Here is a 15,163-nt window from a genome sequence, read left to right on the forward strand (position 1 = left end):
TCGTATTGCTGCTGGCTGTTCAATCCAGTCTGCCTGTTTTTAAACATGGACAGACCAGAATACTTATCTCTGTTCCCCAATATTACCTGTTCAAAGCAATGAAACTGATACAAATTTACGATCACTACAAATAAAAAAACTATAATTTAAATACATGATTTTAAAAGTTTTATTTTATTGAACACCCTTAATTTATCCAGGGTGTTCAGCTTCTGAAGCTTCCGTTTCCATTGAGTAAAAAAGAGCGGCTGATCTGCCGCTCTTTTTATCTGTTCTTAGAATTTATAAGTGTAGGTTGTTGCTACACGGTATTCTCTTAAATCAGACTTCCAGTCAAAATTGGTATCAATGAACATACCCTGTACACCCAGACCTTTCAGTTTTCCTTCTGGAACGGTGTAATTCACAATCACATTCCATTCATCAGACTTCTGATCTTTTTTCCCAGCCACTTCTGCATCGTAGCCTGTGAAATAAATAGCAGTTGCATTCAGACCTTTTGCACCCAGTTCAGAGAAATCATAGCCATAAGTGAAGCCCCATGATTTTTCATCCACATTGGTAAATGTCGCAATGCCCCAGTTCACCAAATCAGGCTGCGGCACCCATCCACCAATGGTTGGGAAGGTATTATCGCCCATCATCTGCTGATAACCCAGACCCAGCGTATGTGCGCCATGTGTCAGTTTTGCACCCAGTGAAACGGCCTGATTATCAATTTTTCCGTACAGCTTGTCGCCAGATTCTGAATTGTCAAAATAACGTGCATGGGTATTCAGCTTCGTCTTCTGTCCAAACTGATGGTTGTAGTTCAGCCCGACATAATGCTGCTGATAGATATCACGCACATCTGCATACCAGTAACTTGCACCGATATCTTTAGTAAACTGGTGATCCACACCCGCAATATACATGCCGTCTGCTTCTGCACCATTGTCATAGGTTGGCGGAGCAAACTTCGTCAGATCACGGAACTGATTGTCATAACGGTTGTTGATCCCATCAATATAAGCCAGAGTCAGCTTGGTATCTTTCAGATCTTTAGACTCCAGCCATGCGCCACTGTATGTGGTCAGCAGCTGGCGTGATGGATCAAACACCAGCACAGGTGAAACAGGAAGTAACTCACCTACTTTTAATTCAGTCTGAGCTACTTTGGCTTTTAAAGTCGCACCGACTTTACCGAAGTTGTCTTTAGATTCTTTACCATCATGAGGCAGAACCCAGTCTGGATTCTTATCACGACCATTCAGTTTGAAGGCATGCTGTACCAGCACATCTGCACCGACCTGAATGCCCGCACCAATATCCTGATAACCGGATTTGGCATCCAGTGTAATGCCTTGTGACCAGCTTCCCCAGTTATTCTGCGGTGCAGAATCATACTGACGGTCCAGATAAAAGTTTTTCAGTTTTAGCTGTACCTGGCTATCGTCAACAAAGTCTGCATAAGTTGCAGATGTTCCTAATGTTGCTGTCGCAGCAAGAATTGCTATCCATAAATTTTGACGACGCATGGCTTATTCCCAGTGATCAAATTAAGCTATAACGCCATCATGCTGAACTATAAAGTTAAAAAGAATCCGACCACAGTATTAAGGATTCTGTTAAATACTGAACCTGACTGTAAAAATAATCCCTGACTCAAAAATCTTAATATTTTTTAACAATAAGACATGATATGAAACGACTACTGTTTATTGCATATTATGATTAAAGCTCAGATATTATGATGAATTGATTTATGTTTTTATATTTCCCTTAAGAGGCTATTAGCGTTTTTTTGTTTAAATCTTTTTTTAAATAATAAAATCCACACAACCGACTTATAAGTGAAAGATTGTTTATGACATTTTTTTTCTATAATTCTGCTTCAGTTATTTTAAAGCTGATTACCTTATTTAAAACAGCAGCATTTAAATAGCCACATAACAGCATTTATACAGCTCTGACTTAAACCGTCCATTTACTGTTTTTTATCCCGTAGAATTTACATATATTGCGCTCCAGCAATTAAAATGAAAAATGACCTCACACCATAACAGTTCCAATATGGTTGATTTCCCCATATAAAAAAGCGCCCTTTCGGACGCTTTTATTACTTAATTTCCAATACAGTGACTAAAAATTAAGCATTGGCTTCTTTGGCTTTAGACATGGTCAACGCTAAATCTTCGATCATATCTTCCTGACCACCCACCGTACCACGGCGACCCAATTCAAGCAGAATTTCACGTGCAGATACGCCATATTTTGCTTCGGCACGTTTAGCAAACAACAGGAATGATGAATATACGCCTGCATAACCCAAAGTCGCTGCATCACGATCCGCACGAATCGGTTGTTGCATCATCGGTACAATCAACTCTTCAGCAATATCCTGTACTTTGAACAGATCCACACCTGTTTCCATCTGCATACGGTTCGCCACCGCTACAAACAGTTCAAGTGGTGTATTGCCTGCGCCTGCACCTAAACCTGCTGAAGCTAAATCGACACGTTTTGCGCCTGCATCAACCGCAGCCACAGAGTTTGCCACACCCATACCTAAGTTATGGTGACCGTGGAAACCAATTTCGATATCAGCGGCTAAGTTTGCACGCAAGATTCCAACGCGATCAGTTACGTCTTGCGGAAGCATATAACCTGCTGAGTCAGTCACGTAAATACAGTTCGCACCGTAAGACACCATTTTCTGTGCTTCTTCGAGTAATTTCTCAGGAGTAGCCATGTGTGCCATCATCAGGAAGCCCACGGTGTCCATACCAAGTTTACGTGCAGCAGTAATATGTTGTTCTGAAACATCAGCTTCCGTTGAATGCGTTGCTACACGAATGGTTGCGACACCCACATCATGTGCCATTTTCAGATGGTCAACCGTACCGATTCCAGGTAACAGTAAAGCTGATACTTTAGCTTGTTTTAAATTCGGAATAACGGCTTTTAAGTATTCTTCATCAGTTGCAGCAGCAAAACCGTAGTTAACCGAGTTACCACCTAGACCATCGCCATGTGTCACTTCGATTAACGGTACGCCCGCATCATCGAGTGCAGTTGCAATCGCAACCATTTGCTCAGGGGTAGTTTGATGGCGCATCGGGTGCATACCATCACGTAAAGTCATATCATTAATAATAATCTTAGACATGAAGATGCTCCTTATGCTTCTACTTGGTTAGCGATCAGACGTTCTGCAAACATTTCTGCGGTACGTGCAGCAGCTGCGGTCATGATGTCGAGGTTACCGGCATATTTAGGTAAATAGTCACCCAGACCTTCAACTTCCAGGAACATAGATACACGGTTGCCATCAAATACAGGACCATTGACAAGTTTGTAGCCAGGGACGTATTTCTGAACTTCCTTGATCATGGCATGCACAGATTCAGTGATTGCTGCCTGATCAGGCTCGCCTTCCACCAGGCAATGCACTGTGTCACGCATCATGAGTGGTGGCTCAGCTGGGTTAATGATAATGATCGCTTTACCCGCTTTTGCACCGCCCACCTGCTCAATCGCGCCCGCAGTCGTACGGGTAAATTCATCAATATTTTTACGTGTACCAGGACCGACTGATTTGGTCGATACTGTCGCAATAATTTCACCATACTCAACAGGCTGAACACGTGAAATCGCAGCCACCATCGGAATCGTTGCCTGACCACCACAAGTCACCATGTTCACGTTTGGCAAATCACCTGCTTCAAGCAAAGCTTCAAGATTCACAGGAGGTACGCAGAAAGGGCCAATCGCCGCAGGCGTTAAGTCAATCATCTGTACGCCAAGCTCGTTGAGCTTACGGCTGTTTTCAGCATGTACGTATGCAGACGTTGCATCGAAAGCAATTTTAATATCGTCAGCAATCACATGAGGAAGAAGACCATCGACACCTTCAGCAGTGGTTTTAATGCCCATTTTTGCAGCACGTGCCAGACCTTCAGATGTTGGATCAATCCCCACCATCCATACAGGTTCTAAAAACTCACTGCGTTGTAATTTATAAAGTAAATCAGTACCAATATTCCCTGGACCGATCAATGCACATTTAATCTTTTTCATGAACAATATCTCTTAACGCTACGTTGTAAAATGCAGGCGTTGTAAAACTTAAGACCTGGTAAAATTCAGATTTATTCAGCCGCAAAAGCCGCAGTCACTGAACCAAAACCCTCGATTTCCACAACAAATTCATCACCCGCATGTGCCACAACCATTGGACCAAGCGCACCAGTTAAAATGATGTCACCTGCCAGAAGTGGACGACCACGACGTACCATTTCATCTGCTAACCAAACGGCTGCATTCAATGGATTTGAAAGACAGGCTTTACCCACACCTTGCGAAACCACTTCACCACTACGCGTCATGGTCATTTTGCAATTTACAAGGTCAAGATTTTCAAGTTTTACAGGCTTAGAACCGAGTACATAGGCTGCAGAAGACGCATTATCGGCAACAGTATCAATCAGTGAAATTTTCCAGTTTTCGATACGGCTATCGACCACTTCAACCGCAGGCAAGGCATATTCAGTCGCACTGATAATGTCTGCGTAAGTGTGTTTTTCCTGGGTTAAATCTTTATTGATCACTAACGCAATTTCAGCTTCAACTTTCGGCTGAATCAATAAACCTGCAGGAATGGCTTCACCATCACCAAATGCCATATCGGCAAACAGCATTCCAAAATCAGGAGAATCAACACCTAACTGCTTTTGTACTGCAATTGAAGTCAGACCAATTTTGCGCCCTACTAAACGACGACCCTCAGCAATCGCACGTTTGGTATTTTCTTCCTGAACGGCATAGGCGATATCTACATCGGCACTTTCACCCCCAAGTTGTGGACGAACAGGCGCAATCGCCGTTTTTGATAATTCAGCTTCTCTTAAAGCCAAAGCAACCGTTTCAACAACAGCAGAATTCGACATCATGTTTCCTTAAACTGCAAAATGGACTGAATACCGTTTTAGATGGCTGAACCCCAGCATCAGCGAATGTGGGATTTTGCTTTGTATGAATCAGATCAATCTTTGCAGTTTCACTGCATCTGACCATGTATTTAAAACGTGTACTTTTATGAACAGTTTAAGCATCAATAAATTGCTGTTTTTGTGCCAATACTTATTTTATTTATGACAATAGTTAGAACCTATAAATTCACCGCAGTTTTTTATGCACATTCCACAAGACTTATAAATCAACAACAAACAAGACTGTTTCACTCAGAATTAGGAATATGGCTTTTTTCAGGAAAACAGTACCTACGACTAAAAGCTAATACGAGGCTAAAAGAGCAACCCATTTTTTTAATTCAGATACAGAATGTGAATACAATGTTTCAGATATAAAAAAAGAGCAAAACAAGTGGCTTTGCCCTTTTCCATGAGATGACAAATTGATCATTCCCAATACTTAAATCACTTGTTTAAGCTGAACCTGTTTAAGCAAAAAATCATGCAGTGCTTCGACATCATGAGCAATACTGAGTGGATTAAAACTTTGTAAAACATCAATACTATGCACACCATAACTCACGCCGACACGTGGCATGGCAATATTTTTTGCCATTTCCAGATCATATGAGGTATCACCGACCATAATCGCATGATCTGCCTGAATCCCTGTGTGTTGTAAAATTTCTGCCAGCATTAAAGGATCAGGTTTAGATTTCGTTTCACTGGCGGCACGGGTGACAGTGAACAGATCACGACTGTTGGTTTGCCCTAACACACGATCCAGACCTTTACGGCTTTTACCTGTCGCCACTGCCAACTGGATGTCCTGACTTTTTAAATCATGCAACATTTCTGACACGCCTGCAAACCACTGATCACCTTTGGAATGCTCCACATAATGATCGCCATAGGTTTTTAAAATTTCCGTATGCAGTTCAGGTACAGCTGGAAATAAAACCTGAGCCACTTCAGGCAAACCTAAACCAATAATACTTTTTGCAGCGTCATCCGTTAAAGGCTGTTCAAATTGCTGTGCTGCAAATTTCAGACTCGCCACAATCTGCCCGACAGAATCAAACAGTGTCCCATCCCAGTCAAAAATAATCAGTTCTACAGGTTTTTGCATGTTTATTTCCAATAAGTTCCCTCTCCTCTCAGGAGAGGGTTAGGGAGAGGTGAAGCCTAAATTTGACTCTTTCTTGCATCCCTTCCCATCAGGAAGATAAAGAGTTCTCCTTTAAAAAAAGGAGAGAGGACCTTTCATTATTCGACAAATACTATCAATTTTAAAATTGAAATCCCCTCTCCTGAGCAAGTTTTAAAGCACTGCTTTAAAACGAAGTGCAAGTGAGGGTTCGGGAGAGGTAAAAAGCTATTAATTAAACAACAGGCTTATCCGCTTTCTGCGATCTTAACTGCGCCACCAAACTCTGCATATCTTCAGGCAAAGGCGCTTCAATCGTTTCATAACCCGGAATTTCCAGACGCATCGCATGCAGGCACAGACGGCGTGGATTTGGTCCACGATACTCAGTTTCATGACCATACTTATCATCCCCAACCAGCGGATGACCAATACTCAAACCATGCACACGAATCTGATGGGTACGCCCAGACAGCGGTGACGCATACACCAGCGTCGCATGCATAAAGCGTTCAGCAACTTTCCATTGTGTCTTAGAATCTTTACCATCTTTTGACACACGTACACGACGTTCGCCATTAGCCAATTCATAACGCAGCAATGGCTGATCGATCAGCTGATTATCCAGACTGACCTGACCTTTAACGATTGCAGCATAGGTTTTCTGAATTTTGTGCTCACGCAGCAAATCCTGTAAGGTTTTTAAAGTACTGCGCTTTTTAGAAATCATCACCAGACCTGAAGTATCACGGTCAATACGGTGAATCAGTTCCAGATATTTTTTACCCGTCGCAGCACGCAAACCTTCAATCAAGCCATACGCCACACCACTGCCACCATGTACTGCGATGCCTGAAGGTTTATTGACCACCATTAAGCCTTCATCTTCATAGACCACACGGGTTAACAGACTTTGTGCCACTTTATCTGACACAGGTGCAGCACTTTCATCTTTCTGTTCAAAGCGGATCGGCGCAACACGGATCTGATCACCAATGGCAAGCTTCGTTTCAGCTTTAACGCGCTTTTTATTGACCCGAACCTGACCTTCACGGATCAGTCGGTAAATACGGCTTTTCGGCACACCTTTGAGACGGGAAAACAGAAAATTATCAATCCGTTGCCCTTCCTGGTGTTCATCCACTTCAAACCAGGTGACACTTTGCCAATCTTGCGTAGAATTCATACAGTTATGATGACCCAATAAAACGAAATTTTGATTAAAAAATGACCATTTAGACTATACTTTTCATACAAATTCACGGTATAGCCCATAGGCAGATGATGCAAGGTTTGCTATAGTCAGCGCACGGAAACCACCGAAGTGTAAAAATTTAATGCTGCCTGTGAAACAGGAACAACCGCTTAAATTTAAAACCCACCCAGAATCGGAAAGGTCCTTAAAGAATTATGCCGACGCCGAAGGCTTATTATATCGGCAAAAAAGCAGACTGTTGCGTTTAATTGTACCTCAGGTACATAAATCAGTCTGCCCAGAAAAATATGTCGCCAGTCTCAGACTGGTTTTAAACGTAAACTGATACAGAACAGATCAGTCGCTCCCTGACGTTACATTCAGGCTACGGCGTTGATGTACTGGAACTGCACAGATTGTAAAGATACGACGATAATTCCGTATCAAGATACTCTATCAGTTCATGAAGAGATGATCTTCGAGCATTGTGACAGTGAAAGTTGCATTACATCCAGTACACCGCCAGTCCGCCAGTGAATCACGCAGGAACTTTAACCGTTTAAAGGTGAAGTGCGCAAAGTCATCATCAGAACGTCAATCATGTACCAGACCCATAACTTAAGGCTGGTCGTTCTGTTCAGACATCCACAGTCATACTGTAAGTAGTCTGCACAGCTGATCCGTATATCTGATGTCCTCTGCGTAAAAGGCGGATCGTCTGTTGTGTATCACTATTAGGTGTTACACCCATGAAACGTATGTTGATTAATGCAACACATGCCGAAGAAATTCGCGTTGCACTTGTCACTGGTCAGCGTCTTTACGATTTCGATCTTGAAAATCGTACCCGTGAACAAAAAAAATCCAATATCTATAAAGGTCATGTGACCCGTGTAGAGCCTTCTCTTGAAGCCGTATTCGTTGAATATGGAGCACAGCGCCAGGGCTTCCTGTCCATGCGTGAGATTGCAAATTCTTACTTCAAGGCAGATCCACGTCAGACTTCAAACATCCGTGAACTGATCACTGAAGGTACTGAGCTATTGGTTCAGGTCGAAAAAGAAGAACGTGGCAACAAAGGTGCTGCCCTGTCCACGTTTATTTCTCTTGCTGGCCGTTATCTGGTTCTTATGCCAAATAACCCGAAAGGTGGCGGTATCAGCCGTCAGATTTCAGGTTCTGTCCGTGAAGAACTCAAAGAAATGCTGGCAGCGCTGAATGTACCCCGCGGTATGAGCGTGATTGTCCGTACAGCAGGTATCGGTCGTTCTCAGGAAGAACTTCAGCTCGATCTTCAGCATCTATTGGACTTATGGGCTCAGATTCAGAGCACTTCATCTTCAGGTCCATCTCCAATGCTGGTTCACCAGGAAGCAGGTGTTGTGACCCGTGCAATCCGTGATTATCTGCGTGATGATGTTGCTGAAATCCTGATTGACTCTGAGCAGGCTTATAACGAAGCCTATAACTTTGTTAAAGCAGTCATGCCTAGTCAGCTGGACAAACTGAAAACTTACACACTGAATGAGCCGTTATTTGCTCACTTTGGTATTGAAAGTCAGATTCAGACTGCTTATGAACGTGAAGTAAAACTTCCTTCAGGCGGTTCTATTGTCATTGACCAGACAGAAGCACTGGTTTCAATTGACATCAACTCTGCAAAATCCACACGTGGTCATGACGTAGAAGAAACTGCGCTGAACACCAACCTGGAAGCAGCAGAAGAAATTGCGCGTCAGTTACGTTTACGTGATATCGGTGGTCTGGTTGTCATTGACTTTATTGATATGACCAAAGACCGTAACCAGCGTATGGTTGAAGCCAAACTTCGTGAAGCGACCCAGAGTGACCGCGCACGTATTCAGTTCGGTCAGCTGTCACGTTTCGGTTTAATGGAAATGAGCCGTCAGCGCTTACGCCCATCGCTTGAAGAAGCGACCGGTTATGTCTGCCCTCGCTGTCATGGTACAGGCATGGTTCGTGACCTGCGTTCTCTGTCCCTTTCCATCATGCGTAAAGTGGAAGAAATTGCACTTCGTGAACGTCATGGTGAAGTTCAGGTGGAAGTACCTGTTGAAATCGCTGCATTCCTGCTGAATGAAAAGCGTCACAGCCTTGTTTACCTGGAACAGACTTCCAATGTTCGTGTGACTGTATTACCACACCCACATTTAGAAACACCGCATTACGAAATTTCGTATAACCCTGAAGGTTTTGCTCCAACCAGTTACGAGCGTACAGAAGCAACCCGTTCAAGCGAAAAAGAACTGGGTTATGAAGCATCTGAATGGCACCTGGAAGAAGAACAGCATTTTGCTCAGACCGCTGCACCTCAGACTGAAAAAGGGCAAAAGAAAAAGCCTGCTCAGCAACAGCCTGCTGCAGCTGTACAGCCATCAGCTGCTGCACCGTCTGCAAGCCCATGTGCATGGCTTGAAAATCTGTTCGTTCAGAAACAGGCTGCAACTGTAGATCAGTCCCGTACAGCAAACAATGCTGCTGCTGCGATTGAGCAGATGGTAAATAACGGTTCTGTCAGCCGTGGTCAGATGGGACAGATCAGTACTGCACCTGTTCAGACGGCCGCTGCTGCACCTTCTGCAGGAAATGCTTACCTGGTACCAAGCACTGTTCAGAAGCCTGAACAGCGTGAGCAACCTGAAAAGCATGCTGACAAAGAAGAAAGAAGTCAGCGTCACAATAAAAAACAGCGCAATAACAAGCACAGAGAATCACGTGAGCAACAGACTGAACAGAATACAGTCGTTGAAGAAGTGGTTCAGGTCACCCGTCAGGAGCAACGCCAGGAACAGCGTCAGGAAGCCCGTGACAACCGCCGTCAGGCTCGTCGTCAGCAAAACGACCAACAGCCACAGGCTGCTGAACAGAACGAACAGCAGAATGCCGTTCCCCGTCGTGACCGTCGCCAGCAGCGCCCTGAACGTCCAAACCGTCACCGTGACCAGAGTGTTCTGAATGAGCAGCAAAATGCAGCTCCTGCAGCACAGCCGGCTGACAACCAGCAGCTGCCTAAAGTAGAAGTATTTGACGCACCTAAGCAGGATGTCATTTCTACTGCACTCGTGGTCAACGTTGAACAGGCTAAAAGTGAAATTGTTGCACTGAACAGTAACGTTCAGATCACTGAAACACCTGAGGTACAACAGGCAATTCAGGCAATGGCTGTTGCCAAAGCTGCTGAAATCCAGCCTGAAGAACCGCAGAATCAGCCTGAAACAGCTCAGGCTCATGAAGAGCAGAAACCTCGTCAGGCTGTAAAACGCGCAAGCAATGACCCTCGTCAACGCCAGCGTCAACAGCGTCAGGCTCAGAACCAGAAAGCTGCTCCTGCACCACAACTGCGTCCTTCTCAGGTACCGACCCTGGGTCTGTACACCATCAGCAGTCTGATCCGCCATGTTTATGGTGATGACTGTGCGGTATTGATTGAACAGTTCGGTTTAATCCCAACATTCAATCGTGCACTTGAGAAGTTTACTTCTGAATATGCAGCAAGCCTGAGTGCTCAGCCTGAAGCAACTGCTGAAGCTGAGAAAAAACCAGTCACCCGTGATGCAAGCATCACCAAGGCTGCACCAGAAGCTGAACCAGCACCTGTACTTGATCTGACACCACCTAAACCTGAGTCAGACAAACGTGTAGCCAACGATCCTCGTGAGCGTCGCCGTCTGGCTAAACAGGCTGCCGAACAGGCACGTAAAGCACAGACTGAAGAAACAGCAGCACCTGCAGCTGAATCCGTTGAAGCACCTGTTCAGGAAATCGCTGAAGCTGCTCCTGCTGTAGAAACACCGGTTGCAGCAGTGACTGAGCCTGGAGTTTCTGCAACTGCCGAGACTGTGGAAGCATCAACTCCTGCTGAACCTGTTCAGGCAGAACTTGAAGTAGAAGCTCCTGCAGAGGTCTCACCAGCTCCTGAAGCTGCGGTTGAAGCTGAAACAGCATCTGCTGATGCAGCAAGCGATGAAAAAGCGAAAGACGATAAAGACAAACAGGCTCGCCCTCGTCGCCCTCGTGGTCGTCCACCAAAGAAAACAACACCTGCTGCTGAGTAATTCATTTGCTCAATTGCAGCTGAATAAAAAAACCCGGTCATTCATATGATCGGGTTTTTTTGATATTTTTTGTCAGATTAGGTTGATTGCACTGGACTGAAACGATTAAAAGAACAAGTGTATATTCACTATGCCCAATGACCGTACGGACTACGCAAAAATAAACAGGATTCACATGAGTCAAACAACACAAAATGATCTTATCGGTATCGCAGACGTTGCTGCAAAAATACCAGGCCTTATCCGCAAAGTTCCTAACTTATTAAATGGTCTGAAACAGGCTTATCTGCGTACGCCTACCACACCGGCAGGTTTGGGGCTGGCGTTTGAAAAGACAGCGAAACGTAATCCTCATGGTATTGCACTGCTGTTTGAAGATCAGAAATATACCTACCAGGATCTGAACAGCTGGGCTAACCAGATTGGTCATTTTTATCTTTCCATGGGTGCCCGCCGAGGCGATGTCATTGCCGTCATTATTGAAAACAGACCTGAGCTGATTGCAACAGTCATTGCCCTGGCTAAAATTGGCGTGACGGTTGCACTTGTAAACACCTCCCAGGTTGGAAAAGTACTGGCTCACAGCATTAACCTCGTCAAACCGATTGCTGTAATTACCGGTGAAGAATGTCGTGCCGCTGTGGATGATGTCCGCTCTGAACTGCTGATTGCAGCAGATCGTTTCTTCTGGGTTGCCGACCAGGATACACAGAACAATCCTGGCAAAGCGCCCAAAGGCTACATTAACCTTGCAGAAAAAGCCGATCAGTTTCCAAAATTCAACACCCCGACCACGCACAGCGTGCAGGGTAAAGATGGTCTTTTCTATATTTATACATCGGGTACAACCGGTCTGCCTAAAGCAGTTGTTTTCTCCAACAGCCGATGGACACTGGCGTATGGAACCTATGGGCACGTACTGAATCTGAATGAAAATGATGTCATGTACTGCACCCTGCCGCTTTACCACGCAACAGGCATGGTCGTGTGCTGGTGTGGCGTGATTGCAGGCGGTGCGACACTTGCCATCCGACGTAAATACTCAACCTCAGGTTTCTGGAGCGATGTTCAGAAATTTGATGCATCGGCTATCGGCTATGTGGGTGAACTGTGCCGCTACCTGATGGATGCCCCTCCATCAGACCTGGATCACAGCCATCGTGTCAGAAAAATGATTGGTAATGGCATGCGCCCGAATATCTGGGGCAAGTTCAAAGAACGCTTTGGCGTGGAAGAAATTCTGGAACTCTACGCATCCAGCGAAGGCAACGTCGGTTTCAGTAATATTTTCAACTTTGACAATACCGTGGGTTTCTCTCCGACACCGTATGCGATTATTGAGTTTGATAAAGAAAAAAATGAAGCTGTACACGACCCGAAAGGCTACTGTAAAAAGGTCAAAAAAGGCGAAGTAGGCTTACTGGTCGGCAAAATCACCAGCCGCTCTCCATTTGATGGTTATACCGATCCTGAAAAAAACAAATCGGTCATCATGAAGGATGTCTTTAAAAAAGGCGATTCCTACTTCATTACAGGCGATCTGGTTCGTGATATCGGCTTCCGTCATGCACAGTTTGTTGACCGTTTAGGAGATACATTCCGCTGGAAAGGTGAAAACGTCTCCACCACTGAAGTGGAAAACATGGTCAGTGAATACGATAAGATTGCAGAAGCAGTTGTATATGGTGTGGAAATCCCTGAAACCAATGGTCGTGCAGGTATGGCAGCCATTACACTGGCGGATGGTGCAGAACTAGATGAACAGGATCTGAGTCAGATGCTGACAGAGTTCAAAAAGTATCTGCCTGCTTATGCCGTCCCGGTATTTTTAAGAGTTCAGAAACAGGTTGAAACAACAGGTACCTTTAAGTATCAGAAAAATAAACTGAAAGAACAGGCTTATGACCCAGAAAAAACAGATGAACGGTTGCTGGTTCTTCTGCCGGGTGCTACAGCTTACTGCGATATCAACCCTGAAATTTATGCCAGCATTCAGGCATATAAATACCGTTTCTAAAAAAATGGCGCACATTTTTTGAGTTCACGGCACAAAGTTGTTGTATTTATAATCAAACATCAACAACTTTGTGATTTTTTACTTGCGCTCAAACCATATCTTGCTACAATACGCTCCATCAAATAGATGGGTCGTTAGCTCAGCTGGTAGAGCAGCGGACTTTTAATCCGTTGGTCCCGCGTTCGAATCGCGGACGACCCACCATTTATTTGTTTAGGCTTTCCTGAAAGCGGTTAGATTGCATAAGTTATCTAACATCCAAGACTATGCGCTTCGCTTGTCTTGCAAAATTTTAAAATGTTATTTTAAAATTTTCTCAGGGTCGTTAGCTCAGCTGGTAGAGCAGCGGACTTTTAATCCGTTGGTCCCGCGTTCGAATCGCGGACGACCCACCATTTTATTATTATAGAATTTAATTCTATAATACCTGCTCAGGATAATAATCCGATATTGCAAATATAGGTTATTTATATACCTATAGAAAATCACAGATTTTCTCTTGCGCTCGGGTGAAACGTTGTTTCACACATCCTCGCTCAGGGTCGTTAGCTCAGCTGGTAGAGCAGCGGACTTTTAATCCGTTGGTCCCGCGTTCGAATCGCGGACGACCCACCATTCTTTCTTAGGGCTTCTTTCTGTACTGCTTCAGTACGACAATAGAAATGAAACCTGCAAATTCCGACCACGACCAAACATCTCCTTTCAGATGCTTCGCCATTCTCGAAATTTTGCTACATCGATGTTGCAGAGTATTGTGTTTAATGCGCTTTTAAAAATCACCGATTTTTTTGCACCTGAAACAGAATGCAGCCTTTGCATACAACGATAGAAAATCACAGATTTTCTCTTGCGTTCGGACAAAACGTTGTTTTGTTTATCCTCACTCAGGGTTGTTAGCTCAGTTGGTAGAGCAGTAGACTCTTAATCTATTGGTCGTGGGTTCGAACCCCACACAACCCACCAGATGATTCTTCTCCATCCATCTGTCACATTTACGTTTTACAATGTGCAGGTGGATTATTTTTTATCCTTGATCAGTACATAATATTCCGAAGGCTGAGGATAGCCCCTGGCAAACAGTTCACGGTTCATAATATTTTCAGGGTTATTGATTTTATCCAGATTCATGATCAGGTTGCCTGATGGATCTATTTTAAAATAGAAATTTGCCCCTTCCACAAGATGCACAACCACCTCCTGTTCTGTTTCATTGACAAACCAGCTATCTTTTCTGTAATTGATTGCAGAGTTATTTATTGTTTCATCCTGAGCATCAGCTACAATTTTCCCATAATGAATAATTGTTCTGTGCGCTGTTCCATCAGGCAACAGATTTAAAATGTATTCAGCACTGCCTTTATCACATCTTGCAAAATCATCCTGGCAGGACATCCTGCCCATATAGCGACCTGCCAAAGGTTGCTCATAAGCTTTTATATCCCGCCCTGATACCCTGCCCTCATCCATAGGAACCGATGCCTTACCCGCCACATCTGTCAGCTTATGTGCATTTTCAGCATCCTGCTTCAGGGCGGATTCTGTATTGCCCTGCCCTGCATTGTCACCAGTCGCAGTTTCCTGGTGCTGGGATGGACTGCACGCGGTCAATCCCCAGCAAGCCAGGATCAGACACCCTGAATGGATATACTTCACACAATGCACATCAGGAACCTCAAAAGACAAATAAAAAATTTAAACCGTTAAAAAACTGATAAATACTCAATTTCAGGCTTTTCAATATATGTTACTCGTTACATATGATACTGAACCCTGCTT

General features: G+C 44.3%; 9 protein-coding genes and 4 tRNA genes. 6 read left to right on the forward strand and 7 right to left on the reverse strand.

Going from position 1 to position 15,163, the window contains the following annotated elements; translation table 11 throughout:
• Window positions 1-275: 275 nt before the first annotated feature.
• The 6 genes from CDG61_RS15260 to CDG61_RS15285 all read right to left on the reverse strand — a co-directional run bounded on the left by CDG61_RS15260 (window position 276) and on the right by CDG61_RS15285 (window position 7,285).
• Window positions 276-1,517, reverse strand: a complete 1,242-nt coding sequence (locus tag CDG61_RS15260) for an OprD family outer membrane porin (RefSeq protein WP_087550478.1) — start codon at window positions 1,515-1,517, stop codon at window positions 276-278.
• Between the two features lie 611 nt (window positions 1,518-2,128).
• A complete protein-coding gene (dmpG, locus tag CDG61_RS15265) occupies window positions 2,129-3,148 on the reverse strand; it encodes a 4-hydroxy-2-oxovalerate aldolase (RefSeq protein WP_087550477.1) in 1,020 nt (339 codons plus the stop codon).
• An 11-nt stretch (window positions 3,149-3,159) separates the two neighbouring features.
• Window positions 3,160-4,059 (reverse strand): acetaldehyde dehydrogenase (acetylating), encoded by a 900-nt coding sequence (locus CDG61_RS15270; protein ID WP_087550476.1) that lies wholly within the window; start codon window positions 4,057-4,059, stop codon window positions 3,160-3,162.
• Window positions 4,060-4,130: 71 nt separating this feature from the next.
• Window positions 4,131-4,928, reverse strand: a complete 798-nt coding sequence (locus CDG61_RS15275; RefSeq protein WP_087550475.1) for a fumarylacetoacetate hydrolase family protein — start codon at window positions 4,926-4,928, stop codon at window positions 4,131-4,133.
• Between the two features lie 484 nt (window positions 4,929-5,412).
• Window positions 5,413-6,081: an HAD-IA family hydrolase gene (locus CDG61_RS15280; protein ID WP_087550474.1), complete on the reverse strand. Its 669-nt coding sequence runs from the start codon at window positions 6,079-6,081 to the stop codon at window positions 5,413-5,415.
• A 253-nt stretch (window positions 6,082-6,334) separates the two neighbouring features.
• Window positions 6,335-7,285 carry an RluA family pseudouridine synthase gene (locus tag CDG61_RS15285; protein ID WP_087550473.1) on the reverse strand — a complete coding sequence of 317 codons (951 nt, stop codon included), beginning with the start codon at window positions 7,283-7,285 and terminating at the stop codon, window positions 6,335-6,337.
• Window positions 7,286-8,043: 758 nt separating this feature from the next.
• Here CDG61_RS15285 and CDG61_RS15295 point away from each other — a divergent pair.
• The 6 genes from CDG61_RS15295 (at window position 8,044) to CDG61_RS15320 (ending at window position 14,350) form a co-directional block, all read left to right on the forward strand.
• A complete protein-coding gene (locus CDG61_RS15295; RefSeq protein WP_087550472.1) occupies window positions 8,044-11,370 on the forward strand; it encodes an Rne/Rng family ribonuclease in 3,327 nt (1,108 codons plus the stop codon).
• A gap of 175 nt (window positions 11,371-11,545) precedes the next feature.
• Window positions 11,546-13,387, forward strand: a complete 1,842-nt coding sequence (locus CDG61_RS15300; protein WP_087550471.1) for a long-chain-acyl-CoA synthetase — start codon at window positions 11,546-11,548, stop codon at window positions 13,385-13,387.
• A 128-nt stretch (window positions 13,388-13,515) separates the two neighbouring features.
• Window positions 13,516-13,591, forward strand: a tRNA-Lys gene (locus CDG61_RS15305).
• A gap of 115 nt (window positions 13,592-13,706) precedes the next feature.
• A tRNA-Lys gene (locus CDG61_RS15310) sits at window positions 13,707-13,782 on the forward strand.
• Window positions 13,783-13,926: 144 nt separating this feature from the next.
• Window positions 13,927-14,002 (forward strand) — tRNA-Lys (locus CDG61_RS15315).
• 272 nt (window positions 14,003-14,274) lie between these two features.
• A tRNA-Lys gene (locus CDG61_RS15320) sits at window positions 14,275-14,350 on the forward strand.
• A 54-nt stretch (window positions 14,351-14,404) separates the two neighbouring features.
• Here the strand turns inward: CDG61_RS15320 and CDG61_RS15325 are convergent.
• Window positions 14,405-15,040, reverse strand: a complete 636-nt coding sequence (locus CDG61_RS15325; protein WP_147387799.1) for a hypothetical protein — start codon at window positions 15,038-15,040, stop codon at window positions 14,405-14,407.
• Window positions 15,041-15,163: the final 123 nt, after the last annotated feature.

The organism is Acinetobacter sp. WCHAc010052 (assembly GCF_002165295.2).
In the GTDB taxonomy this organism is placed as follows: domain Bacteria; phylum Pseudomonadota; class Gammaproteobacteria; order Pseudomonadales; family Moraxellaceae; genus Acinetobacter; species Acinetobacter chinensis.